General features: G+C 33.3%; 26 protein-coding genes. 4 read left to right on the top strand and 22 right to left on the bottom strand.

Features of this window, described 5'->3' with window-relative positions; translation table 11 throughout:
- Nucleotides 1-180: 180 nt before the first annotated feature.
- Nucleotides 181-2106, top strand: a complete 1926-nt coding sequence (locus NRK67_11120; GenBank protein UUV17839.1) for a GGDEF domain-containing phosphodiesterase — start codon at nt 181-183, stop codon at nt 2104-2106.
- A 54-nt stretch (nt 2107-2160) separates the two neighbouring features.
- Here NRK67_11120 and NRK67_11115 read toward each other — a convergent pair whose 3' ends face one another.
- The 14 genes from NRK67_11115 to NRK67_11050 form a co-directional block, all read right to left on the bottom strand.
- The gene (locus NRK67_11115) at nt 2161-2682 is read right to left on the bottom strand and encodes a GNAT family N-acetyltransferase (protein UUV17838.1); all 522 of its coding nucleotides are present in this window, start codon (nt 2680-2682) and stop codon (nt 2161-2163) included.
- 76 nt (nt 2683-2758) lie between these two features.
- Nucleotides 2759-3202, bottom strand: coding sequence for a GNAT family N-acetyltransferase (locus tag NRK67_11110; protein ID UUV17837.1), 444 nt, complete (start codon nt 3200-3202; stop codon nt 2759-2761).
- 43 nt (nt 3203-3245) lie between these two features.
- On the bottom strand, nt 3246-3842 hold the full coding sequence (locus tag NRK67_11105; protein UUV17836.1) for an HAD family phosphatase: 597 nt from the start codon (nt 3840-3842) through the stop codon (nt 3246-3248).
- A 27-nt stretch (nt 3843-3869) separates the two neighbouring features.
- Nucleotides 3870-4556: a 5'-methylthioadenosine/adenosylhomocysteine nucleosidase gene (locus NRK67_11100; GenBank protein UUV17835.1), complete on the bottom strand. Its 687-nt coding sequence runs from the start codon at nt 4554-4556 to the stop codon at nt 3870-3872.
- 31 nt (nt 4557-4587) lie between these two features.
- Entirely contained in the window at nt 4588-5235 is a 648-nt protein-coding gene (locus NRK67_11095; protein ID UUV17834.1) for an HAD family hydrolase, read from the bottom strand.
- Between the two features lie 67 nt (nt 5236-5302).
- Nucleotides 5303-5824 carry a GNAT family N-acetyltransferase gene (locus NRK67_11090; GenBank protein UUV17833.1) on the bottom strand — a complete coding sequence of 174 codons (522 nt, stop codon included), beginning with the start codon at nt 5822-5824 and terminating at the stop codon, nt 5303-5305.
- 59 nt (nt 5825-5883) lie between these two features.
- Nucleotides 5884-6858: an LD-carboxypeptidase gene (locus NRK67_11085; protein ID UUV19926.1), complete on the bottom strand. Its 975-nt coding sequence runs from the start codon at nt 6856-6858 to the stop codon at nt 5884-5886.
- 3 nt (nt 6859-6861) lie between these two features.
- A complete protein-coding gene (locus NRK67_11080; GenBank protein ID UUV17832.1) occupies nt 6862-7728 on the bottom strand; it encodes a CPBP family intramembrane metalloprotease in 867 nt (288 codons plus the stop codon).
- Nucleotides 7729-7780: 52 nt separating this feature from the next.
- Entirely contained in the window at nt 7781-8524 is a 744-nt protein-coding gene (locus NRK67_11075; GenBank protein UUV17831.1) for a methyltransferase domain-containing protein, read from the bottom strand.
- A 29-nt stretch (nt 8525-8553) separates the two neighbouring features.
- Nucleotides 8554-9048, bottom strand: a complete 495-nt coding sequence (locus NRK67_11070; protein ID UUV17830.1) for a GNAT family N-acetyltransferase — start codon at nt 9046-9048, stop codon at nt 8554-8556.
- The gene (locus NRK67_11065; GenBank protein ID UUV17829.1) at nt 9045-9866 is read right to left on the bottom strand and encodes an HD domain-containing protein; all 822 of its coding nucleotides are present in this window, start codon (nt 9864-9866) and stop codon (nt 9045-9047) included. Before NRK67_11065 ends, NRK67_11070 begins: the two co-directional genes overlap by 4 nt.
- A 37-nt stretch (nt 9867-9903) precedes the next feature.
- The gene (locus NRK67_11060) at nt 9904-10635 is read right to left on the bottom strand and encodes an EFR1 family ferrodoxin (protein ID UUV17828.1); all 732 of its coding nucleotides are present in this window, start codon (nt 10633-10635) and stop codon (nt 9904-9906) included.
- Complete coding sequence (locus tag NRK67_11055; protein UUV17827.1) at nt 10632-11468, bottom strand: CPBP family intramembrane metalloprotease; 837 nt, start codon at nt 11466-11468, stop codon at nt 10632-10634. The genes NRK67_11060 and NRK67_11055 overlap by 4 nt, the downstream gene beginning before the upstream one ends.
- Nucleotides 11469-11483: 15 nt before the next feature.
- Nucleotides 11484-11975 (bottom strand): GNAT family N-acetyltransferase, encoded by a 492-nt coding sequence (locus NRK67_11050; protein ID UUV17826.1) that lies wholly within the window; start codon nt 11973-11975, stop codon nt 11484-11486.
- Nucleotides 11976-12376: 401 nt separating this feature from the next.
- Here NRK67_11050 and NRK67_11045 point away from each other — a divergent pair, with 401 nt between their 5' ends.
- The 3 genes from NRK67_11045 to NRK67_11035 all read left to right on the top strand — a co-directional run bounded on the left by NRK67_11045 (nt 12377) and on the right by NRK67_11035 (nt 15859).
- Nucleotides 12377-13564 (top strand): radical SAM protein, encoded by a 1188-nt coding sequence (locus tag NRK67_11045; GenBank protein ID UUV17825.1) that lies wholly within the window; start codon nt 12377-12379, stop codon nt 13562-13564.
- Between the two features lie 78 nt (nt 13565-13642).
- Nucleotides 13643-14506, top strand: coding sequence for a zinc transporter ZupT (gene zupT / locus NRK67_11040; GenBank protein ID UUV17824.1), 864 nt, complete (start codon nt 13643-13645; stop codon nt 14504-14506).
- A gap of 69 nt (nt 14507-14575) precedes the next feature.
- Complete coding sequence (locus NRK67_11035) at nt 14576-15859, top strand: DEAD/DEAH box helicase (GenBank protein UUV17823.1); 1284 nt, start codon at nt 14576-14578, stop codon at nt 15857-15859.
- A gap of 47 nt (nt 15860-15906) precedes the next feature.
- Here NRK67_11035 and NRK67_11030 read toward each other — a convergent pair whose 3' ends face one another.
- From NRK67_11030 to NRK67_10995, 8 genes are all read right to left on the bottom strand, one after another.
- Nucleotides 15907-16191 carry a YciI family protein gene (locus NRK67_11030; protein UUV17822.1) on the bottom strand — a complete coding sequence of 95 codons (285 nt, stop codon included), beginning with the start codon at nt 16189-16191 and terminating at the stop codon, nt 15907-15909.
- Between the two features lie 144 nt (nt 16192-16335).
- Nucleotides 16336-17874: a citrate lyase subunit alpha gene (gene citF / locus NRK67_11025; protein UUV17821.1), complete on the bottom strand. Its 1539-nt coding sequence runs from the start codon at nt 17872-17874 to the stop codon at nt 16336-16338.
- 102 nt (nt 17875-17976) lie between these two features.
- Nucleotides 17977-18846, bottom strand: coding sequence for a CoA ester lyase (locus NRK67_11020; GenBank protein UUV17820.1), 870 nt, complete (start codon nt 18844-18846; stop codon nt 17977-17979).
- Nucleotides 18846-19112 carry a citrate lyase acyl carrier protein gene (gene citD / locus NRK67_11015; protein UUV17819.1) on the bottom strand — a complete coding sequence of 89 codons (267 nt, stop codon included), beginning with the start codon at nt 19110-19112 and terminating at the stop codon, nt 18846-18848. Before citD ends, NRK67_11020 begins: the two co-directional genes overlap by 1 nt.
- Nucleotides 19113-19264: 152 nt before the next feature.
- Nucleotides 19265-20506, bottom strand: a complete 1242-nt coding sequence (locus NRK67_11010) for a methylaspartate ammonia-lyase (protein ID UUV17818.1) — start codon at nt 20504-20506, stop codon at nt 19265-19267.
- Nucleotides 20507-20536: 30 nt separating this feature from the next.
- Nucleotides 20537-21331, bottom strand: coding sequence for a glutamate racemase (gene murI / locus NRK67_11005; GenBank protein UUV17817.1), 795 nt, complete (start codon nt 21329-21331; stop codon nt 20537-20539).
- 72 nt (nt 21332-21403) lie between these two features.
- Nucleotides 21404-22600 (bottom strand): sodium/glutamate symporter, encoded by a 1197-nt coding sequence (gene gltS, locus NRK67_11000; GenBank protein UUV17816.1) that lies wholly within the window; start codon nt 22598-22600, stop codon nt 21404-21406.
- Between the two features lie 132 nt (nt 22601-22732).
- On the bottom strand, nt 22733-24190 hold the full coding sequence (locus tag NRK67_10995; protein UUV17815.1) for a methylaspartate mutase subunit E: 1458 nt from the start codon (nt 24188-24190) through the stop codon (nt 22733-22735).
- Nucleotides 24191-24199 lie beyond the last annotated feature (9 nt).

Below are 24199 nucleotides of genomic sequence, written 5' to 3'. Positions count from 1 at the left end.
TTTTCTTTCTATAGTATACCCCTCCAAAAATAAAAATTCAAAATAATAGAAAAATTAAATACGTCTTAATTAAATTTTAGAACCTTTAATATTATTTAATCTACAGAAAAAGGAAATCCTTGAAATTTCAGTAAATATAAACAGGAAAAGCATCTATATCTTATCGAGGAGAGTCAGCTTATGAAGTTTAAAGAATTTAAAATTAAATATATATACTTATTTTTATTTATTGTAATATTTTCATTCTTATTTTATAAGGGCAACTCAATATATAAAGATGAGATAAAAAAAATAGATGATAACCTTTATAGATCTGCTAAAAATTTGGAGTATCTGTTAAAGGAGGAATATAACTTCTATGGAATGAATAAAACTTCATATACCCATGAAGAAATTTTAGAAACTTCAAAAAAAATTACGAGATTAGCAGAGATAAATAACGTTGATTTCCTCTATACTATAATAATTGAAGATGGTATGCCTACCTACACCTCCATTGGTGGCGGCTATGAATACCATGAATATATCGAAAATAAAAATATAGACAAACTTTACTGGCTGACTTTTGAAGATGTAGAAGATGATTCCATCGATGAGACCGTGGAAGCATTTAATAATAAAGATATTTATTATATCGACAGTTCCGATGATATTGGCAGCTACAGATCCGTATATCTTATGCTGACTTCAAAGGACGGCCGGAGATATATAGCAGGTGCTGATACAACTGTTCCCAATCTGAAAAAATCCATAATCAATGGACTCTTTACTCTGACAATATATGCTTTATTAATTTCATTAGTATTGGTAGTATCTCTATCTATTATCTTAACTAATATAAAAAAACAAAAAAAACTCCAAGAGATCTTAATTAAAAATATAAATTTTGATAAACTTACCGGTGTTTTAAAGAGAGAAAATGGAATGGATCAGATAGATAAGATAATAAAACAACTTCCCATGGAAAATAAAAAATTGTTTTTGGGCTTGTTTGATATCATGGATATGACCTATGTCAATGAGGAGTTTGGAACACCAGTAGGCGATAATATGATAAAAAAATTGGCCGAAATATTAAAGCTGACTTTTAGAGAAACCGATAAGATAATAAGATTAAATGGAGATCAATTTTTAGTTGCTATTATAGAACCTCTAGATGGTCAGAATATAAAAGGGTTAGAAAATAGATTTGATGTGTTTCTAAAAAAATATGATTTTGAGAGAAAAAGAAAACTCCACATGAGTGTACGAAAAGTATTTTTAGAATGGAATAATGAAATAAATTTAAATTCCATGTTAAGAGTTTTATTTGAAAAACTCAGGTTTGAAAAAGGTAACGATAAAAAAGAGATCGCTATTATAGAACTTGATATCCAGAGGGGATTACGCGAAAATGAATTTGAAATATACTATCAGCCAAAGGTAGATATCATAAGTAAAAATATAGAATTCGAAGCCCTTATGAGATGGAATCATAAAGAAAAAGGTATGATCTCACCAGAGGTGTTCATTCATATAGCTGAAAATTCTTCCTTGATAATTTCACTGACTGAATTTTTAATCAAGCAGGTAAAAAAAGATATTAAAGCGATTAAAACAAAGGTTTCTTTAAATATATCTCCTAATCATTTCAACAAAGAATTCTTCTTAGATGAGATGATTAATAAATATGATGATCTACACAATATAGAATTTGAATTAACAGAGGAAAATTTTATAACAAACATAGAAAAATCCGTAAAAAAAATAAAATCCTTAAAAAAAATAGGAATAAATTGTTTGATCGATGATTTCGGGACTGGATATTCTTCCCTTTCCTATTTATCAAAGTTGCCGGTAACCACTTTAAAAATTGACCGTTCATTTATAGTTAATATGTTCAAGAGTCCTGAAAATATGAAAATTATAAAAACTATTATTGAATTGGGGAAAAATTTAGATTTAAAAGTGGTCGTAGAGGGGGTCGAGGAAAAGAAAGAGGTAGATTTCTTAAGGGCAATGGGAGTTAATATTTTCCAGGGATATTATTTCGGTAAACCGGAAAGATTAGAAGTCGTTTTAGATAAATTAAAAAACGGCACCTACCTTATGAATCTAAATGACTAATACAATTAAAACAGGTCAAAATCTTATATTCAATAAGACTTTGACCTGTTTTATTTATCCCTTAATTTTTTCAAAAATTATTCCATCTTTCCATTCTCCATTTATTTTAATAACCTGTCTTGTCCTTCCAATAAATTCAAATCCGTTTTTAACCAAAACTATCTGTGAACCAATATTGCTTTGTGATGTTCCGGCTTCAATTCTATGTAAATTATATTTATTGAAAGCTTCCTCAATAGCTAATTTAACTGCTTTAGTTGCATATCCGCATCCATTATATTTTTTTCCAATCCTGTATCCTATCTCTGCTTTTTGAAATAATCCCCTTACAATTGAATATAGATTTACTCTCCCCACGATCTCTTTAGATTTATTTCTAATTAAATACATATAACATAGTCCGTTTTCCTGCTCCATTACAATTTCATCTAAAACTTTCTCAATATTTTTTAATGAGTAATATTCATCTGCTCTAGGGAGGATATTTTCTTCAAAAAATTCTCTATTTTCCTTCTCAAACTTCAACAACTCCTTTGCATGTGATTTGGATATTATCTCAATAGTTATATTTTTCATTATTTTCTCCTTTATTAAGATAGAACAGACTAATTTTGTATCTAAGGTGATGACGTCTGTCCCACCTTTAACTTCTCTATTTCTTCTCCATATAGAGGGTATTTGGATAGAATCCTAGTTTTTTATAAAACCCTATGGCAAGGTTATTTTCCTGGGATACTGTCACCCCAATTTCTTCACATTTTTTTTCATTCATCCACTCTAGGTGTTTTCCTACAAGTCTCTTCCCGACTCCATTTCCTCTCGCAGTTTCATCTATATGGAGAGTCTCTAGTTCCCCCTTGCTTCCATCTATCACCGATATACAATACCCAATATATTTGTCTTTATCCCTGACAACACTTATTTTTATAGCGTCCCCGCTGTATTCACTGAAAACCTTTATCCTTTCATCAAATTTAATAGAACCATATGATTCCTTAAAATACTCCGAACTATCTTCATGATACTGTCTATTTTTTTCCCAAAGATCCCTAATTACTTCAACATCTGCATAAGAAATATCAAAAATTTCAACCATAATTATCCCCTCTCCTCAATAATTTTTTATATGCTATTTATTTTTACAATAATTTTAATTCTTTAAGTTTTTCTTTTAAAGACTCCGGAGTTTTTAAATGCACCCCAGATATTCCAAGTTCTTCAGCCGCTATTATATTATCCATCTTGTCATCTATAAAAATTGTCTCTTCTGGATTTAAAGAATAATCTGTCAGAAGGTTTTCATAAATAGCTTTTTCAGGTTTTAGATGTTTTACATAGGCAGAGACAACTCCTCCATCGAAATATCTAAAAAATTCATCCCTTTCCCTTATCTCCTCAAATGGAACTTTTGGAAAATTTGACAATATATAAAGGTGGTACCCCTTTTCTTTCAACTTTTTAGGGATCTCCTTATTAAAATCAAAGGGAACCATAATATCCTTTCTTACTTTCATAATATCCATTACCTCATCGTAGGTAAGGTTTCCACTTTCATCTAATTTTTCTGCCAGTTCTTTTTCTGTCAGAGTCCCCCTGTCTAGTTTTAACCAATCCTCATGTCCGAATATATACTCCATAATTTTTTCTTTTTTCTCATAGTTATTTATCTCTAAAAATTCTTTTGGATTAAATTTAATCAATACCATTCCCAAATCAAAAACTATATTTTTTATCATGATTTTCTCCTCCCAAAAAATTTATCTTTACAGTATTTTCATCATATTCATAACTATCGTTGCTGCATTTTGGGCTGTGATTTTTTCAAATTTTTCATAACTCATATTTGCTTCTCCATCTGCCTCATCTGAGATACTTCTTATCACAACGAAGGGCACATCATTTATATGTGCCACATGCCCTATGGCTGCTCCTTCCATCTCTACACAGTGAGGCGAGTATTCTTTTATAATCTGTTCTTTTAACCTACTATCATCTACAAAACATTCTCCGGTTACAACCCTTCCCAGATGACAAGAACTGTCTATAACCTCACTATTTTTAAACGCCTTCTCAGCAGCTGCAATTAACTTTCTGTCCCCTTCAAAATATTCCTGATGAGGAAACCAGTTTTTCATCTGTTTTTTTCGTACATCATGATGGGTGACATCGCTGGAGATAACCACATCACAGACTTCTACATCTTTATGTAATCCTCCTGCAATACCTGTATTTATAATCCCATCCACTTCAAATTTATTGATCAATGTCTGGGTACAGGCAGCTGCATTTACTTTCCCTACCCCGCAGGATGTTATAACCACATCTTTTCCATATAATTTTCCCATATAGTATAAAAATCCCCCTGCTTTTTCTGTTTTCAGGGATTTTATATTATCCAGCAGTAGTTTAATCTCTACCTCCATAGCACCAATTATTCCTATTTTTTTCATATTTTTTTACTCCTCAAATTTTTTATATAATCTAGGTCAGCAGTTTATACAACTGATTTATAGAATCTACAATATAGGTCGGGCTGGCAGCTTCTAATTCTTCCAGACTTCCATAGCCGTATAGGACTCCAATTGAGTCTATATTATTTTTTTCTGCTCCAATAACATCATATTTTCTGTCACCTATCATAATGGTTTCTTTCAAGTTTTTTATTTTCAAATTCTCAATTACACAGTTAATTATCTCTGCCTTATTCCCAAGGGTTCCATCTAAGTTACTCCCCACTACCAGGTCAAAATATTCCCTCATTCCAAAATGCTTTAAAACACTGTTTGCAAACACTGTAGGCTTAGACGTTGCAACTGCAATTTTACAATCCCTGTTTTTCAATTCCCCCAACAGATCCAGGATACCGGAATACACTTCATTTTCAAATATCCCATTTTTTCTGAAATATTCCCTGAAATATTGGATTGAGTCTGAAACCATCTTTTCATCGAATGAATAAAACTCCACAAAGGAATCTTTTAATGGAGGCCCTATAAATTTTTCCAGAATATCCAATGATTCCTCAACTATATTATTTTTTTTCAATGCATATTGTACTGCTTTTGTTATCCCCACTCCCGGATCTGTAAGAGTCCCATCCAGATCAAATAAAATATATTTATACTTCATTAACCCCTCCCTTTAACCATTGTATAAACTTTTATAACAGTATTTTAAAGATTTTCTCTACTCTATCCTATAATTCAATAATATATTGCAATACTTTCTCACCTGTATCTTCATCTATAAATGAGGATTTTAATTTACCCTTATTTTTTTTAATTATTCGGACAGAACCAATATTTTTCTCATCACAAGTTATCAATATATTAGTCATTCCCAGCTTCCTAGCTTCTAATAACCCCATCTTTAAAATTTGACTTCCATTCCCTTTTTTTCTTCGAGTCATTTTAATTTCATAACCTATATGACCGATGGTTTTCAGGTAATCATTATCTACTCTATGACGGATTCTTATCACACCAAGGACTTCACACCTTGAGTCAATAAGCCAGTAGCTACTAGAAGGAACCCACCCTTTTGGCAAACCAACTCCTAATTCTATCTTTTTTAATTTTTCTATATATAATTTAAAATCTTCTTCTGCATCCTTATATAATTCATATGTTTCTGAACCACTTTTTTTTATTTCTTTAATATAGTTTAAAAATGAAATCCTATAATGTTCATTTGGTTTAATTAATTTAATATTTAGCATTCTCCCCTCCCCTATTGTATTTCTTATTTTTATATCCGTTAAAACATTAACTCCTTTATCTAATGTCTTTTAATTATTATCTCTATCTTTTCACCTGATGAGATCTCTCCATAACCTCCTATAGGAAAAGTAATATGCGGGGTAGTATGCCCAAAATCAACATTATAGATAATAGGCATATTTTTTAATTCCGCCTTTGTACTTATTATTTTTTCAAACAAATCTTCTTCCATCTTCGATTCTATTTGAAATCTCCCGAATACTATTCCCTTAACCTTTTCAAAATTTGGCTGGTGGATCAGAGACTGGAGATCTCTGTCAAATGTTTCAGGTGAAGTCATCCCGTCGTCCTCTATAAATAGAAGTGTATCTGTTAAATCCGGCATAAATTCTGTTCCCTGGAGGAGGTTAAAAGTACATAGATTTCCGCCGATTATTTTCCCCTCTGCATTTCCACTTCCCAATGATTTATAACCGTTGTTCTCATAAAATACTCTCTCCTCCTGCTCCAAAAACCAGAGGTCATCACTCCACACCTTTGAAGGTCCTATCTTATATTCATCCTTTGAAAATAAACACTTTTTAAAATATTCAATGGTATAATCAATCCCTTTTTTCATCCCAAAAGTAGAATAATGAGGCCCGGAATAAGTAACTAAATCTGTTTTGCTATAAATAGCATTTGAAAGAGCCGTTATATCTGAATAACCACATAGTATCTTAGGGTTATCTTTTATGAGATCATAGTCTATATATCTCAACAGCTGGTTTGAATTAAATCCCCCTATTACAGTGAGGATACACTTTACATTTTTATCGGCAAAAGCCTCATGGAGATCTTCTATCCTTTCCTCTATAGATGAGGATATAAAATCATCACTTATCTCACAATTTCTAGAAAAAGTTACCTTTAACCCCATCTCAGCAAAACATCTATCTGCATAGTCTCTGCATTCTTCACTTATCAGCTTTAAACTCCTTGCTGGAGCTATTATCCTTATCTCATCGTTACATTTTAATTTCTCCGGTATTATCATCTAAACCTCCCCTTTTTCACATAATTTATTCAATTTTAATTTTTCATCCGATTCCCTGAGATATCGAAAGAACATCATAGCTGAACCTATGAATATTATTACCCCTACTAAAAATGAAATGATAGTAGGAGAATATCCCATATATTCTTTCGCTTCCCCCATAATCCCAGCAAATATATTGTTAGTCATATGTAAAGCAATACATAGGATCAATGAATTGCTTTTATAATAGATAATTCCTAAGAGTAATCCTATCAGTGTTGCATTAACAGATTGCACAATATTAAAATGCCATATCCCAAAGATCAGTGCAGAGATAATTATAGCTTTCTTAGGATTATATCTATTTAATAATCCTGCTAGGATGACTCCCCTCATAAGAAATTCTTCAAAAATAGGAGCCACTATCCCCATAGAAAAAAATGTAGAATAAGGATGTAATTCCATCTCCATTTCTGCCTCTTTTAGCCATTCAGGAAGGGGGATCTTATCTGTTATTACCCCGATAGAACTGTGATACCAAAAGTAATACCCTATCATTAAACAAATAACAGATAACAACAATTTATAGTTTAATTTCCCCATATATTTTATCCTAAAACTATTCTCACTCATTTTTTTAGCTTTTTTTATAATCAATACTATTATTATAAAGTCTAAAATAGATTCCCCTAATAAATTCATAACTGCTTTAATATTTTGAATATTTTCAAAAGAATATTTACTATAAATAGTATCAATTATAAGGCTAAAAGGAATCCATAATAACCCCATGATTACCCCGACAATAAAACTATAAAATACTACCATCCATACAGCTCCTAAAACAGATAGTTCAAATTTACTTTCCCTAGCTTGATCTTCCATATTACACCCTCTTCTTATAAATTTTTATGTAACTTTATTTAAACTTGATAATTTATCTTTTCTCTGCCCTTATAACTAAAAAATTAGGCTTATGAAAATCCTGTACCATCTTTGGAATAAGCTTTATATCCTCTTCACTGGGTAGTGGTTCCAAAATTTTCTCTATTTGAAACCCGCACTCATTCACTGTATTTATGATCTCTGAAAAGGTCCTGTGATATTTTATGACACCATCAACAAACCACGTTGTTTCCCTCTTACCGCTTTTCATATAATTAGCTAGGTTATAGTGGACTCCCATTCCGTTCTCATCCCTTGTCCATCTCAGCCCACTTCCATGTGCTGTACTTAAGGGATGTTCTTGAGAATATATAAATAATCCATTTTTGCTAAGAAGACTATTTATATCTGTCAATAATTTTTTAAAATCCTCCATATAGTGAAGTGCCAGGGAACTATATACCAGATCAAATTTCCCAGTTACATTATCTATTTCATCCATACTCATCTCTAAATATTCAATATTCTCGTGAGAGTTTTCTTTTTTTGCAACTTCCAGCATTTTTTTGGAGATATCAATTCCTACAACCTTCTGTGCACCATTTTGTATAAAGTAATTGCAGCTTTCCCCATAACCGCAGCCTAGATCCAAAACTCGTCTTCCTTTTAGATCCGGAAGTAGACTTTTTATTGCAGGCTGTTCCTGTAATTTATTATAATTATATTCCTGTTCTCTGATCCCCTTATACCCCTCAAAGAATATTTCATTGTCATAAACATTTTGATTCTTTCCCATTGTTTTTCAACCCCTATTTTTATTTTGTATTAAAATATCATTCCCATCATAACTCCAACTTCAAACTCCCCCTTGGAGTTTTTAATCCTGTTCCTCATCTTTCCCTCTACTTGAAAACCTAAACCTTCATAAAATTTTAAAGCTTTTTTATTGCTACCCATAGCAACTAATTCTATCCTTGAAATCCCTTCTATCTTTTTACCTTCCTCTATTAATCTCATAAATATTTTCTTTCCTATCCCTTTTCCCCAAAAATTAGGAGACACAACTATAGTTATATTTGACAATATATGGTCAAATACTCGAATCCCTATCTTATATCCATGGATCTCTCCTACTATATTCCCGTCTTTTTCAGCCACTATAAAAATACCATTATTCAATGAACTCTTTATAAACCCTTCCACATATTCTCGGGTGACTTCATCCTCAAACCTGGCTATTCCCCCTTCTATTTGAGAAACTTCTTTATATAGTTTATAAACTTCTTCTGCATCACCTATTGTCCCTTTTCTAATATTCATATCTTCCCCTTCATTGAATTTATAATGTTTTCTTCTAAATATTTTGTGAACAACTCTCTATTGCTTAATAACTCCATGTCTTTGTTCTCCATTATCCTACCGTTAAATTGTTTTTCTATATATTGTTTTGTAAATTCATAAGCAGGTTTCTCAATGTACATTCCATTATCTTTTAATTCCTGCAGATCTATCTTCCACTTTGATCTGTCAAATGGATGTTCATGAGCATAAAATTGAACTATTCTATCTAACAATAATTCCTTTGGATTTTCATAACTTCTCCCTGTTTCACTTAGGTCTTTATAGAAAGAGAGGGGATGCATTACCCAGGCCCTGTCACAATCTCTCAGGCCAAGTCTGTCATCACCTATAATCGGTATACCAATATATGGATTATCATGAACAGCTATCATCCCAACAACCTTTTCTACCTCTTTCGGATTAAAACCCTGTTCATATAAAATTTTAGAAGCTAATGCAGCTCCTTCCTGCATATGAATAATTCTGCTATTTGAATTAATCCAATTTTTTTTATCCTCTATAGCAAAATAACCAATATCATGTAATATTATTGCTGTTACTATCAACCTGTCAAGATCTTCTTCCTCGACTAAACTTAGGGCAAAATTTGTTGAAAATATTATATGATGGGGATCAAACCAACGCTTCTTTGAAGGATCCTCATACTCCTTAAACAGCCACCTAAAAACTTTTTTTTCCCTTTCATTTAATTTCTCTTCTAAAATCATCTTTAAATTATTTTCATTTTTTTTTGCAACTTCTTCCAGTATCTCTAAAATTTCTTTATATCCCAGCATTTTTCCCCCATTAAATTACGTTTTCTTCCTCTCTTCTCTATATTTCACTTATGTCTATCCTTTTATTTTTAAACCTTAACTTTCCCTTTGTATATTTTTTATATTCTATAGCTTCAAAGGGACAATAGTTGATACACCTGAGGCATCCCTCGCAGTGATTTTTCCAAACAACTTTATCTCCTACCTTTATATTCTCTACCGGACATATCTTTTCACAGAACCCGCACAGGGTACACTTTTCACTGGTTTTAAATCCTCTTTTGGCTCCCCTGAAATACCACATGGCTAATTTATATACAGGGAGTAACAGATAATATTCAAAACTCCTCTTTATTTTATTCTCTTTCATCGTTTTTATCTCTTTAATTATCTTACCTATCTCTTCATCTGCTAAACTATAAATCTCCTCATTTTTCTTATCTCTATTTTTTTTACTGGTAAATACCGTGTCCGACCCCGGCATCTTAATCCCATTGTTATAGTTAAATGACATCAGGTTATCCACCTGTTTGAATGTTCCCCCATAATAACCGGCATATGTGAGGATAAAAAAAGAATATGTGGATTTATTTTCAACTCTTTTTAAAAATTTAATCACTTTATCTGGTACCCCAAAGGCATAACATGGAACTACGACTCCTACCTTCCCCTCTAAAACTGTATTTTCTTCTAATTTTGCTATATCTACCAATGTCCCTTTAGTTTTTTTAGCTATCTTCTGGGCTATGTAGTAGGAGTTCCCCGATCCGCTGAAATAATATATCTTCATAGTACCTCCTGATTCTTATATGATCTGTCTACTTTTAAACTTTCATCCAATTCCTTGAGATATCGAAAGAACAGCATTGTTGAACCTAGGAAAATTAAAACACCTATAAAGAAAGTAGTCATATTGAATGAATGTTCTGTATACTCCATAATCGTACACAACATATTGTTGGTCATATGTGCAGCGATACAAAGAAACAAAGAATTTGTTTTATAATAAATCATTCCTAAAATCAATCCTCCTAATGTGGCATCTACAAACTGCGGGATATTAAGATGACATGCTCCAAATATCAGTGCAGAGGCAATTATAGCTTTCCTGGGACTGTATCTATTCAATAAGCCTGTCAGAATTATTCCTCTCATTAAAATTTCTTCAAAGATAGGTGCTCTTATTCCTGTAGATATAAAAGCAGAGTAAGGATGTAGAAACATTTCTTCAAATCCTTCTTCTATAAATTGAGGTACTGGAACTTTCTCCATCATTATCCCTATTGAACTTTCATACAATAAATAATATCCTCCAATCAAGAAAATAACAGAAAACAATAATTTATAGTTAAATTTATCCATAAATTTTATCTTAAAATTCCCATTACTTACCTTTTTAACTTTTTTTAAAGCCAGCACTATTATTATAATGTCTATAATAGTACCTCTCAATAAATCCATGATTACTTTAACATTTCCAATATCTTTAAAAGAAATAAGCTCAATTACAATTTGAAAAGGGATCAATATAATAAACATAACTATAAAATTATAAAAAACTACCATCCATACAGCTCCTAAAACAGATAATTCAAATTTACCTTCCCTAGCTTGATTTTCCATATTCCGCCCCTTTACTTATAGTATTTTCCCCATATAATATTCATCTATAAATTTTCCGTCCACTAAGATACTGTATTCCTTGACACCCTCTATTTTAAACCCCATCTTCTTGTATAAGTTAACTGCTTTTTCATTGTGGATCATTACAGTCAATTCAAGTCTTTTGATATTATTTTCTTTGGACCATTTTTCCAGTTCCTCAAAAAGTTTCCTTCCTATCCCTTTCCCACGATGACCACCCAGGATTCCGATAACTATATAGGTGGTGTGTTTTATCCTGTTGGCACTTCCTCTTTCTCCGGTTAAAAACCCGACTAATTTATCCCCCTCCTCTGCAACATACATAAATGAATCTTGAAGGTTCCTTTTGATTATTGATCTGGTTACCTCAGGATCATTTTTTCTTTCTCCTGGCTCTAGCATCATAAACTTAGTTTCGTTATCTAATTCCAACAATAAATTTAAAAATAATTCTGCATCTTTTTCTTGTATCTGTCTGATATTCATAATTTCTTTCCCCTTTATTTAGACTCTTTAATAAACTGTAATATATCTTTTATTTTTTCCATAGATTTAAAATTATAATATTCTGAAATCACCACTAAAAGAGAAGCACTTACCTACTTCTTCACTTACGAGTATACCCCCCTTGAAATCAATTTCAAAATAATTATTAAAAAATACTTAAATTTTTATTTTTCATAAAATTTTAAAATCCCCCATTAACTTCCCAAATCATGATCTGGATTTATCTTTCAAAAACAAATCCAGGGGATAAAACAAGTTCTTTAGTAAACAACATCTTTCATTTTATGATATAATTAAGAGTAAAAATAAAATTATAATATTTAAGAATTGTGTTTATGAAATATAAAAATGAAAACAGCATCAACACATTGGAGGTAAAGATGAAAATAAGTAAGCAAGAAGCATTGGAATGGTTTGAATATTTAGCAGACATTCCCGTAGATGCAAAGGAAGTTTTTGAGGAGTATGAAGATATAATCAGATCTACCCAAAGACAGATCGAGAGATCATATATGAGCGAGATAGCTGAGATCCAGAGTAAGATAGATGGATTGAAAGATATGAGAGGACGTACATACTATGTAGGTAAAAAGGAAAAATTTCCTCCAGGATGTATTTCTTGCCTCTTCGGTGACGGACTTGGAGGGATCAGAAAGACCCATACCTGTAACCTTACCTGTGAGTTCTGTTACTACCACGATTCACTGGATTCAGTAGACCCTATCCCTCAGGATATGTGGGATATTGGGGAGGAACTGTATGAGACTGAAGATATCGACCTGTTGTTATCTATTCAGAAGAAACCATCTGGAATCGCCTATGTATACTTAGAGCCATTTATGGAGATAGAAAAATACTATGATGTAGTTAAAAAATTCTCTGATGCAGGCGTTCACCAGCATATGTATACCAATGGTACCCTTTGTACAGACGATAATTTAAAAAAATTAGCTGAAGCCGGACTGGACGAGATCAGATTTAACCTTAATGCCTCTGACACCAGTGATCAGGTTATAGAAGCTATGAGAACTGCCCGTAAATATTTTAAATGGGTAGGGATAGAGACTCCTATGACTCCTAAATTCTATGAGGATTTCATGGCTAAAAAGGAGGAGATCCTTTCTATCGGGTTGGATTATATGAACTGTGCCGAGCTTCACTTAGGAACGGACAACCTAAATAACTATATGGGAGAAAACTTCTACACATATAGAAACGGATACCTTTCACCACTTTGGTCTAGGAAGGTAACCCTTAAATTTATGGAAACTGCTGTAAAAGAAAATTGGGATATGCTGATTCATGACTGTTCTAACCATACTAAGTATGCCAGAGAGATCAACAAGATGAAAAACAGCGGCCAATTTGGTTCTCATACTTATATCAGTGAGTTTGACAGACCCCTTATTGCTGCATTTTTACCTATCTTAGAGAATGAGAATTTTAAATTTTTAGATTCTGTTCCTCTGCCAGCTAAGTATAAGTTGGAAAACTGTAAGGAATTTATAGAGGAAATCTTAGAAGACTTTTCTTTTGACGATGAGATCTATGAAGGATTTGAAGGATAAATAAATATATAATATAAGAGGATTTCCCCCGCTTGATTGGTATTACTATAACAGTATCAATTAGGAGGGGATTTTTTTATGCATGAAAATTTTTACATAGCTTTCGGCCTCACCTTGTTTGCAGGATTAGCCACAGGGATAGGTAGTGCACTAGCTTTTTTTACAAAACAAACCAATAAAAAATTTCTGTCTTTAGCTCTTGGATTTTCTGCCGGGGTAATGATCTATGTATCCTTTGTAGAGATCTTCGTCAAGGCCAAGATATTTTTAGTCGCAGACCTAGGGGTAGTAAAGGGAACATGGGTTACTGTAGTTTCTTTCTTTGGAGGAGTATTTCTCATAGCCGTTATCGATAAATTGGTTCCGTCCTTTGAAAACCCCCATGAATTAAAGGAAATTGAGGAGATCAGTGAGATCACAGAATTAGAAGATGACTTAGGTAAGATGGAAAAAGGCCATAAAAGTACAGGAGAACATCATGAGTTTAACCACGCCATGATGAGGATGGGTGTATTCTCTGCTCTTGCCATAGGGATACATAATTTCCCCGAAGGACTGGCTACCTTTGTAGCGGCATTGAAAGACCCAACATTGGGAGTCCCCATTGCTGTTGCCATTGCTATCCATAATATACCAGAGGGAATAGCTGTTTCAGTTCCTATCTATTTCGCCACAGGAAATAAAAAGAAAGCGTTTTTTTATTCCTTCCTTTCCGGACTGGCTGAACCTATAGGAGCTTTGGTAGGTTATTTGATCTTGATGCCATTTTTATCCGATACAGTTTTTGGAATCATATTTGCAGGAATTGCAGGTATAATGGTATTTATATCTTTGGATGAACTTCTTCCGGCAGCACAAAAATACGGAGAACATCATCTCTCTATCTATGGACTGATAAGCGGTATGGGAGTCATGGCTGTCAGTTTATTATTATTTATTTAATTTTGTCTTATTAAGGTATATATGATAAAATATTGAATAATAAATTTTTATAGATCAAGGAGAAAAAACATGTTATTTAATGAATTAAATTTAGTTGAACCATTATTAGAAGCCATTAAAAAAAAGGGCTATATAGAGGCTACACCTATACAGGAACAAGCTATTCCACTTATTATGGATGGAAGAGATATCATAGGATCTTCTCAGACGGGAACTGGTAAAACAGCAGCCTTTGCCCTTCCAATACTGCAAAAAATTGCTCTGGACGGAAAGACAAAGGATCTGACAGCATTGATCTTGGCTCCTACCAGAGAATTGGCACTCCAGATAGAGGAAAGTGTTCATTCATATGGGAAAAATACCAGAGTTACCAGTGCTGTAATCTTTGGAGGAGTTTCACCTATAAAGCAGATCCATAAACTTAAAACAGGACCAAATATCATCGTAGCTACCCCTGGTAGATTACTTGATTTAATTTCAAAGGGTTACCTTAACTTAGAACTGGTAGACCAATTGGTAATCGATGAGGCTGACCGTATGTTAGATATGGGTATGATCCACGAAGTTCGTAAGATCATCTCAAAACTACCAGAAGAAAGACAGACTATGCTTTTTTCTGCTACCATGCCAGACGAGATAAAAGACCTGGTAAAAACTGCATTGATTGATCCGGTGGATATATCTGTATCCCCTACATCTTCTACTGTGGATACTGTTAACCAGAGTATCTATTTAGTAGACAAGGGAGATAAGCCGGCACTGCTGCTTCATGTTTTGAAAAAACAAAAGATAAGTTCTGCAATTATCTTTGCCAGAACCAAATTTAGAGCCAACGATATCAATGAGATGTTACTTCAAGCAGGATATAAATCAGACGTTATCCATGGAGAGAGATCTCAGTCTGCCAGACAGAGAACTATCAGAGATCTAAAGAAGGGAAATATCCAGTTCTTAGTAGCCACAGACCTGGCTTCTAGAGGTTTAGATATCGATGACCTTTCCCATGTTATAAACTACGACCTTACCAGTATTCCTGAGACATATGTTCATAGAATCGGTAGAACAGGTAGAGCAGGGAGCGAAGGAATTTCAATCTCATTCTGTGATGTAGAGGAAAAAAGATTCCTTAGAACTATCCAAAAAACTATAGACAGAACTATCTATGTGGAGAAGGATCACCCTTACCACCTTAGAGATGCAAAGCCTTCTTTTGGTGAGTTACAGGCAGCCAGAGAGGAAAGAAATAAGAAAAAGTATGACTTTAAAGGAACTTCTACAGGGAGAAAGAAACCGAGTAGAAGAGGTAAAAAAGGTCCTTCCAGAAAACCTAAAAGTTTCAAGAAGGGAAGCTAATATTAAAAAGGATTTGAGCCTAAAATGTGGTTTCAAATCCTTTTTTATTATTTTAAATTCTCAAATCCTTCACCTGTAGTACTCAGTGTAAATTCAGTAATTTCATATTTCGCAACATCATTAATTATAAAAGGATCTTCATTTAATATCTTTTCCAATTTTTTAATATCTTTTATTTTTGATAGAATTATTCCTCCATCCCTTGGAACTTTCTTTCCTGATGCTATAAAACTACCTTTTGAGAATTCATTTTTAACAAACTCCATGTGTTCTTCTAGATATTTCCCCACTTCTTCAAACGATTTTTTATAAGTTAAATTCACGATTAACACTATATCTCCTCCCTTAATTTTTTTATTGAATCAATTCTATCATATATTTTCATACTTTTATAAAAATTATCTAAAAAACCCCATGAATACGACTCTTAAAAAAGAATCTCTTCCACAGGGTTTCATTATTTATCTTAAAAAATTTTACTTTGCCTTTCTTACTACATCCAATACAGTTCCATCTCTATATTCTATTACTGCTACTATCTCATCGGTAAATTCCACTTCCTTTGGTTTACCTGTCATATTTTCAGCAATATTTTTTAACTCATCGATTGTCATAATCGGTAAGTTAGTTTCCTTTAATCTTTCTATTAATTCTGTTCTTTTAGGATTAATTGCTATCCCTCTTTCAGTTACTATTACATCTACAGTTTCCCCTGGAGTAGTCAGAGCTGTTACCCTATCTTTTATAGCAGATATTCTAGAGTTAGCTAATTGAGTTACTATTATAGCTAATTTAGCTCCAGCTGATGTATCTGCATGTCCACCAGAACCACCCATGATAGTACCGTCAGAAGTAGTAGTTACATTTACATTAAAGTCTGTATCTATCTCTGTAGCTCCTAAGATAACTACATCTAATTTATTTACTACAGACCCTTTATTGTCTGCATTTGCATACATAGATGCCGACATAGTCATATGTCCCGGATTTTCCTTAGCTGATTTTATAGCTGCCAAGTCAAAACACTGTACATCAAATAGTGATTTGAATAACCCCTCTTTATACATGTCTACTATATAACCTGTTATCCCTCCAGAAGCAAAACTTCCTTTGATATTATTTTCGATCATCTCAGCTTTCATGTCTGCTGCTACTGCTAGAGATACTCCTCCGGCTCCAGTCTGAAAACTCATTCCATCTTTAAAGTAACCGGAGTTTTTAATTAATTCTGTAGTCATATTTGCTATTTTTAATCCGATTGGATTTTTAGTAATTTGAGTAGTTCCAGATACGATTCCGTTTGGATCTCCTATAGCATCTACCACTACTACATAATCTATAAGTGTTTGAGGAATATCAATAGTTGTATTTGGATATTCTACCAAGTTATCTGTGATAGCCACTGTAATATCAGCAGTTTCTGCATCTGTATATGCATATCCCAATGCTCCACAAGCTGATTTTCCGTCTACACCATTTATGTTTCCATAGTCATCTGATGTAGGAGCTGCTATAAAGGCTATATCTATACTCAGGTCTCCTGATTCCATTATTCTGGCTCTTCCACCATGAGTATGCATTACTGCTGGGTTTTCCAATTTCCCGGCTGAGATAGCTTCTGCTACCGGTCCTGAGATATAAGCAGCATATATACTAGTCACTACTTTTTTTTCTATCAATTCTACTAATTCACCGTGACATGGAAAAATTGAACTTGCTGCAATCGTTATATCTTTATAACCTCTAGCTGCGATCTTTTCCATTACCATATTTAAGACAAAATCTCCATTTCTTAAATGATGATGAAATGAAACTACCATTCCGTCTTTTAACGGTAATTTATCCAGTACTGTATCTAAATTATCGTGTAATTTTTCATCCCCAGGTAAAACATTAGTCAATTTAATTGATCTTTTAGTTTTTGTTCCTTTAGATGCTAAGTATCCATCATAGTGTTTTACTTCTCCATAACCTTTTATGTTATCAGGTACTTCTCTACCTAAGATATTTTTCATATTTAATTCTCCTTTTGAGACTCTTTCCTCGTTGTCGCTTTTCCGATTAACGAATATTAAAATTTATTAGATAATCATGAAAATCCTATAAAAAGGAAGAGTTTATTTTATTAATCCTATTACCCTAGCTGTATTCAATGTGTTCATAGCTCTACTTATAATAGGTGCATCTATCATCTTTCCATCTAAAGAAAATACTCCTAATCCCTCTTTTTCTGCTTCATCCTTAGCATACATCACTCTGTTAGCCCATGAAATTTCATCAGCTGTAGGAGAATATACTTTATGTATTGTATTTATTTGTCTAGGATTTATAGATAATTTCCCTGTAAATCCTAATTTTTTTGCATGAATTGTATCAGCCAATAGACCTGCTTCATCGTTGGTGTCTGTAAATGGTGTATCTATTGCATCTATTTTTAATGCCTTACAAGCATTTACTACCTTTGTTCTAGCATAAAATAATTCTTCTGAATCTTTTGTTCTTGCAACTCCTAAATCAGCTGCCAGGTCCTCTCCACCTAAACAAACTGAATCTACTCTGTTACTCATTTGGATTGTTTCATAGACAGTTTCTACACCATATGTAGTCTCAACCAATGCATGAATTCTGATAGACCCTTCCTCGAATCCCTCTTCCTTTTCTATCTTTGTCAACATCTCATCTAATAGTTTCATATCTTCAGGTGTTGCCTTAGGCAGTAAGATAGCGTTTGGCTTAAGTCTAGCCATTACATCTATATCTTCTAGTGCATATGGAGTTGAAAATGGATTTATTCTTATTACTACTTCTGTAGTTCCATAGTTAAAAGTCTTCAGTGCTCCCTTTATTAAGATCCTGGCTGCGTCTTTTTCTCCTAATGATACAGCATCCTCTAAATCCAATATAACTGAATCCGATCCAAAAACTTCAGCTGTCTGTAACATCCCTGGGTTATTTCCCGGCATAAATAGCATACTTCTTCTTAACATTACATCTCACCTGCCCTAGTTACTGCTGTTTCAATTCTGGCCTTTATTGTGTAGTCAAGAGCTCCCTTGTCGATAGCCTTTATCGTAGCATCTTCTACTCCTAATTCCTTTAAACTGTTTTCTATTAAAGTTCTTATCTCTGTTCCAAACTGTTTTTCTACAATACTTTCTAACTCTATCTCTATACCATTAGTCCCTGGCATCAACATTATTGAGATATCATTTGATTCTAATGTCCCTGCCTTAGCTGGTTTTAATATTTTCATTATTTTCACCTCTATATTTTAATACCTGAAATTTTATCACCAAGAAATGGGATTTCAAGTTTTATTTTCATATCCAATTGTAATTTACTCCATCTATTAAAAACTAAGAAAAAGGTAGTTTTAAAAACTACCTTTAATCTTAAAACTTTTAATTATTTTCTGCTATTAACTAATGCTTCTACTCTGTTCATCTCGTTTCCTACGATCATGATACCTTCGTCTACACCCATTCCTGGTTTAGCTAATACTTGTAATGCTCCACAAGCCATTGCTATATTTGTAGTTACTTCAGCTGATCTGTTAGTTTCGTTACAAGTTCCACCAACATAAGATCCGATTCCTTTTTCATTACAGTATAAAACTGCCTCTGCTATATTGTTTACTCCTCCTAAGTCTGGAGTTTTAATTTGTACTACATGTCCTGCTTTTTTATCAGCGAATAATTTAATATCCTCTAATGTGTTACACCATTCGTCAGCAACTAATTCTACGTTGATTCCTCTTTTGTCTAATTCAGCAGTTAGAGCTGATAACGCTTCAACTTGTGCTTCTCTTTCTTCAACGTCCATAGGACCTTCGATTCTTAAGTGGAATGGCTTTGCTGCTTCTTCTAATGTAGCTAAGTAGTCAGCTTGCTTTTGGATATCTTGATTAAATGCTACTCCGATAGTTCCATATACATCGATGTGGAATATAGGCATATAATCTTCAGATTCTCTTAATTTTAATACTCTGTCGCTTAACCATTTTACGTAATCTTTTAAGATAGACCCGTCTTTACCTAATTTAGTTTCAACATGGTTGATTAATGCATGTGGCATGATGTCTGCACCTTTGATGATCATCTTGTCTGCATTGTTCTTTCTGTCGTCTCCAGATTGAGTGAATAATGGTAATCTTTTGATTGCTACGTCAGTTGTATATTCATTCTTTACTACTTCTGCCATAGTTATCTTGTTTGCTTTAGCAGCTGAATCTAAGATAGCTTGAGTTAATCCATATCTGATAGCTGTATGTAATCTTTTTCCATTTAATTCCATTGTATCTATCTCTTCAGCTAATGGTCTGAATTCATTTACATCTCTTCCAATTAATTTTGGAGCGATTTCGTTTTTGATAACTGGGATAAAGTCAGATGCTAAGAATAAAGGATCTCTTCCACCTGCACCAGAATATTGTACTGCTGCACAATCTCCATGAGCTACTTGTCCGTCTTCTAAGATAAACATTACAGAGATAGATTCTCCTGCTTGTCTGATTCTTGAAAATCCGTCTGTAACTGGTTGTCCTACGTAATCAAACCCATCGTGACCTGCTCCTGCTTTTATAGCTCTTTGGTCGTCAAAATAAAATCCTGTCTTTCCTGCTGAACAAATGATATCAATAATTTTCATGTGATACATCTCCTTTTATATTCGATTAATTTAATTTAATGCCTGTTTGATTTTTTCTATGGGCCGCCCCAATATTTTTTCTGCTATCTTTTTAAATTTATTGATGTTGCCCGAGGTGTAAAAAGAAACTTTCCCTTTTGAATCTCTTTTATTTAAGAGTTTTAGCTTTTTTAGGAGTTCCTCTACCTCTAATGCTGTTTCTTTGGCTGGATCTACAATCTTTTTCCCCTTTAGTTCCCTTATAAAGTATTCCTCTATAATAGGATAGTGGGTACATCCAAATACCACAACATCTATTTCCGTGGGCAAGAGATCCACATAGGATCTTATTAATGCTTGATTTTCTTTTGTATCTTCCCATCCGGATTCGATCATTGGAACGAGTGGTTCACACCCGATCTGATAGACCTCTACCTCATCGTTTATCCTTTGGGCTTCATTTTTATAAGCATCTACTTCTGCCGTAAGCGGTGTAGAGAGAATACCTATTTTATTTGTTTTGGTTAATTCCAGTGCCTCTCTTGTCCCATAGGCTATTACTCCTATTGTAGGAACCGATATCTTTTCCTGTAATTCCTTTAGACACACTACTGTAGCTGTATTACAGGCTATTACCAAAAGTTTGATATCCAGACTTTCTAAAAATTTACCTATGTTGAGACAAAATTTTGAGATTTCTTCAGGATCTCTCGATCCATAAGGAGCTCTTAAATTATCTCCAAAATATATTAAATCTTCATGGGGTAAGTTTTTTTCTATCTCTTTTAAAACAGTCAGTCCTCCTACCCCAGAATCAAATATCCCTATTGCTCTTTTATCTATCATAAATCCTATCTCCTAATATTATAATTTTTATTGTATAAAAATTATACTATTTTTAATAAAATTTTAATAGGTTTATCCAAACATATTCATGAAGAAAGTGATTATCGATGCATTGGCAAAGTCAATAAATAATGCCCCTACTAATGGTATTACGAAGAACGCTTTAAATGATGGATAGTTTGCTGCTGTAAATGATTCCATGTTTGCTATTGCATTTGGTGTAGCACCCATTCCAAATCCACAATGACCACAAGCCATTACTGCTGCGTCATAATCTCTACCCATTACATTAAATGTAATAAAGTATGCAAATGCTCCCATTAATACAGTTTGTACTAATAATATAGTTACTAATGGTACTGCTAAAGCCGCTAAATCCCATAATCTCATAGACATAAGTGCCATAGCCAGGAATAATGATAATGAAGTATTTCCAATAATAGTGATCTCTTTATGATTTAATTCTTTCTTCATTGAATCTGATATGTTTCTGATAACTGCTGCTACTAACATTGGACCGATATAGATAGGTAAAGTAATTCCTACTGTCTTTAACCATCCTACTAATACTGATCCTATTCCCATTGAAATAATAATAACTGTAGCTGCATTGAAGAATGTATGTTCTGTAACATCTACTGATTGATCTTCATCTGTTATGTCAGCATGTTCTTCCTTTAATAATTCCTCATTTGGTTTCAAGTTAAACTTAGTCATAAGTCTTTTTCCAATTGGTCCACCAATTAGACATCCTGCAACTAAACCATAGGTAGCCGATGCTATTGCAACTGCTGTAGCTCCTGCTGCTCCTGCCTGTTCTAATAACGGTCCGAACGCACCTGAAGTTCCATGTCCACCTGTAAGCGGTATCGATCCTGCTGCTAAACCAAATAATGGCGGTAATCCAAAGACCTTAGCCAGTGATATCCCAACTATATCTTGAAGAATTACTAAAGTTGTCGCTGCTACTAAGAATATTACAACTTGTACTCCACCCTTAGCTAACAGTTTAAAACTAGCCATGAATCCAATAGTTGTAAAGAACGCTATCATAAATAAGCTTTTTAATGTGCCGTCAAAGCTAAATTCGAAGGTATTCGTATAGTGACCAATTAGAGTTAGTATTGCAAAAATAACTCCCCCAATAACTGGTACCGGTATAAAGAATCTTCTCAATACCCCAACTTTACTCCTTACAAATCTACCTACTAATAATACTATAACGGCCATAAATAATGTCGCTATATTGTCCATTTGAAATACTTGCATTTTTTCCCCCTTTTAATTCTATGTATGTGTATTTTTGTGACTTTCACTCTCCCCTTTTTTTCAAGAAAAGGCAGACTATAAATCTACCTTTTCATTAAAAATTTTGTTATCTATTTATTATTTGGTCTTTTATTAGTTTTTTTCCGGTCTTCCGATTAAGTTTCCTTTTCCTACTGCAAATATGTCATCTACTGTCATTTGGAATCCAATCTCTCTTCCTTCGAAATCTGCTCTTTTTTGTAATTCAGCTTTATTGAACGCTTTGATCTCATCTGTGAATGGAATATTTCCACACTCTAAATATCTAATTCTACCTTGATTATCTCTAGCTGGTAACATCTTTCCTAAGTTTATCTTAGCTGGTGCGAATGGAATATCAATTACACCTTGTTTAACTGCTTCGATTGTACCAAGAGCTAAGTCTCCATTTCCAAGGTCATATACCTTATCCATGATACACTTGATCTCTGCTTTTACTTGCTTGATCTCTTTATCTAATTCTTCAGAATCAGGTAATGTTTGACCATCTAATAAGTTTAATACCATCTTAGTTGCTTTTATAGCGTTGGCATTAGCTTCCTTTGTAGGGATTCCAATAGCTTCATGAGTAGTCTTTACGATTACTTTTGTCGCTCCAGATAATCTAGCTGCACATGCACCGTTTGAGATTACACCATAAGCTTTAGATTCATCTTCTGGGAATCCACCCATCCATTGATGGAAAACTGTAGTTAATTGCATATTTTCATATCCTAATTTTTCACAGTATTCTTCAGCTAACTCTTGTAATGTTCTGATAGCTGCTACGTCTTGAACTAAGTTTCCACATTGCCCGTATCCTAAAGTGATACTCTTAACACCTTGTTCTGCTGCTAATAAACACTCTATTAACTGTACTGCATTTGAGATTGATACTGGAACTAATGTTCCTGTTAATGGTCCGTAAGGTTCTCTATTGATAGAAACTCCTTGCTCTTCATACCATCCTACTAATCTATCTATATATTGCCAGTCTCTTATTGTTCTTTCCATAGATACTGATTTAGCATATGGTAAGTTATAAGAAATTCCTCCACCTTCATATGAAGTCCATCCAGAAGACATTGTGATCTCAGCTAATAATCTTGCATCAGGAGTTCCGTGTCTTACTTGTAAAGGCTTGTCAACTGATTCTAATACTCTTTTACAACCTTTCACTCCATAGTTTACACCTGGGAAACCATTTAATAATGATCTTCCTGCTTTTTCTGACTCTTTAATTCCTCTTTCACACTCTTCATATCTGTTTAATCTAGTGTATGAATCTATAGTTGATGGTAATAAATCTGCTCCACCTTCTTTAGATAGGAAGTTTAATAATTCTATATGTTCATTTAATAATGCTACTCCGGCTCTTGGCTGTGCTAATGTTTTTCCCTCTTGCTTAGCTGTCCATAACTTTTTAGCGAAGTTTTTATGATCAGGTAATTCCTTTAAGTATTGAACACCTTCAGCTAGGTCTACCTCTTCACCTGTAGGCCATTGCTTTAAAACTTCCTCTCTTACTTTAAAAAATTCTTCCTCTGTCCACTTTTTATTTTTAATATTCATTAATATTAT

Source organism: Fusobacteria bacterium ZRK30, assembly GCA_024628785.1.
Classification (GTDB): Bacteria; Fusobacteriota; Fusobacteriia; order Fusobacteriales; family Fusobacteriaceae; genus Psychrilyobacter.
This window is presented reverse-complemented; position numbering and strand designations above follow the sequence as displayed.

Coding starts and splice junctions, on each gene's coding strand:
- NRK67_11120 (UUV17839.1), top strand. CDS start 181: ATGAAGTTTAAAGAATTTAAAATTAAATATATATACTTATTTTTATTT.
- NRK67_11115 (UUV17838.1), bottom strand. CDS start 2,682: ATGAAAAATATAACTATTGAGATAATATCCAAATCACATGCAAAGGAG.
- NRK67_11110 (UUV17837.1), bottom strand. CDS start 3,202: ATGGTTGAAATTTTTGATATTTCTTATGCAGATGTTGAAGTAATTAGG.
- NRK67_11105 (UUV17836.1), bottom strand. CDS start 3,842: ATGATAAAAAATATAGTTTTTGATTTGGGAATGGTATTGATTAAATTT.
- NRK67_11100 (UUV17835.1), bottom strand. CDS start 4,556: ATGAAAAAAATAGGAATAATTGGTGCTATGGAGGTAGAGATTAAACTA.
- NRK67_11095 (UUV17834.1), bottom strand. CDS start 5,235: ATGAAGTATAAATATATTTTATTTGATCTGGATGGGACTCTTACAGAT.
- NRK67_11090 (UUV17833.1), bottom strand. CDS start 5,824: ATGCTAAATATTAAATTAATTAAACCAAATGAACATTATAGGATTTCA.
- NRK67_11080 (UUV17832.1), bottom strand. CDS start 7,728: ATGGAAGATCAAGCTAGGGAAAGTAAATTTGAACTATCTGTTTTAGGA.
- NRK67_11075 (UUV17831.1), bottom strand. CDS start 8,524: ATGGGAAAGAATCAAAATGTTTATGACAATGAAATATTCTTTGAGGGG.
- NRK67_11070 (UUV17830.1), bottom strand. CDS start 9,048: ATGAATATTAGAAAAGGGACAATAGGTGATGCAGAAGAAGTTTATAAA.
- NRK67_11065 (UUV17829.1), bottom strand. CDS start 9,866: ATGCTGGGATATAAAGAAATTTTAGAGATACTGGAAGAAGTTGCAAAA.
- NRK67_11060 (UUV17828.1), bottom strand. CDS start 10,635: ATGAAGATATATTATTTCAGCGGATCGGGGAACTCCTACTACATAGCC.
- NRK67_11055 (UUV17827.1), bottom strand. CDS start 11,468: ATGGAAAATCAAGCTAGGGAAGGTAAATTTGAATTATCTGTTTTAGGA.
- NRK67_11050 (UUV17826.1), bottom strand. CDS start 11,975: ATGAATATCAGACAGATACAAGAAAAAGATGCAGAATTATTTTTAAAT.
- NRK67_11045 (UUV17825.1), top strand. CDS start 12,377: ATGAAAATAAGTAAGCAAGAAGCATTGGAATGGTTTGAATATTTAGCA.
- zupT (UUV17824.1), top strand. CDS start 13,643: ATGCATGAAAATTTTTACATAGCTTTCGGCCTCACCTTGTTTGCAGGA.
- NRK67_11035 (UUV17823.1), top strand. CDS start 14,576: ATGTTATTTAATGAATTAAATTTAGTTGAACCATTATTAGAAGCCATT.
- citF (UUV17821.1), bottom strand. CDS start 17,874: ATGAAAAATATCTTAGGTAGAGAAGTACCTGATAACATAAAAGGTTAT.
- NRK67_11020 (UUV17820.1), bottom strand. CDS start 18,846: ATGTTAAGAAGAAGTATGCTATTTATGCCGGGAAATAACCCAGGGATG.
- citD (UUV17819.1), bottom strand. CDS start 19,112: ATGAAAATATTAAAACCAGCTAAGGCAGGGACATTAGAATCAAATGAT.
- NRK67_11010 (UUV17818.1), bottom strand. CDS start 20,506: ATGAAAATTATTGATATCATTTGTTCAGCAGGAAAGACAGGATTTTAT.
- murI (UUV17817.1), bottom strand. CDS start 21,331: ATGATAGATAAAAGAGCAATAGGGATATTTGATTCTGGGGTAGGAGGA.
- gltS (UUV17816.1), bottom strand. CDS start 22,600: ATGCAAGTATTTCAAATGGACAATATAGCGACATTATTTATGGCCGTT.
- NRK67_10995 (UUV17815.1), bottom strand. CDS start 24,190: ATGAATATTAAAAATAAAAAGTGGACAGAGGAAGAATTTTTTAAAGTA.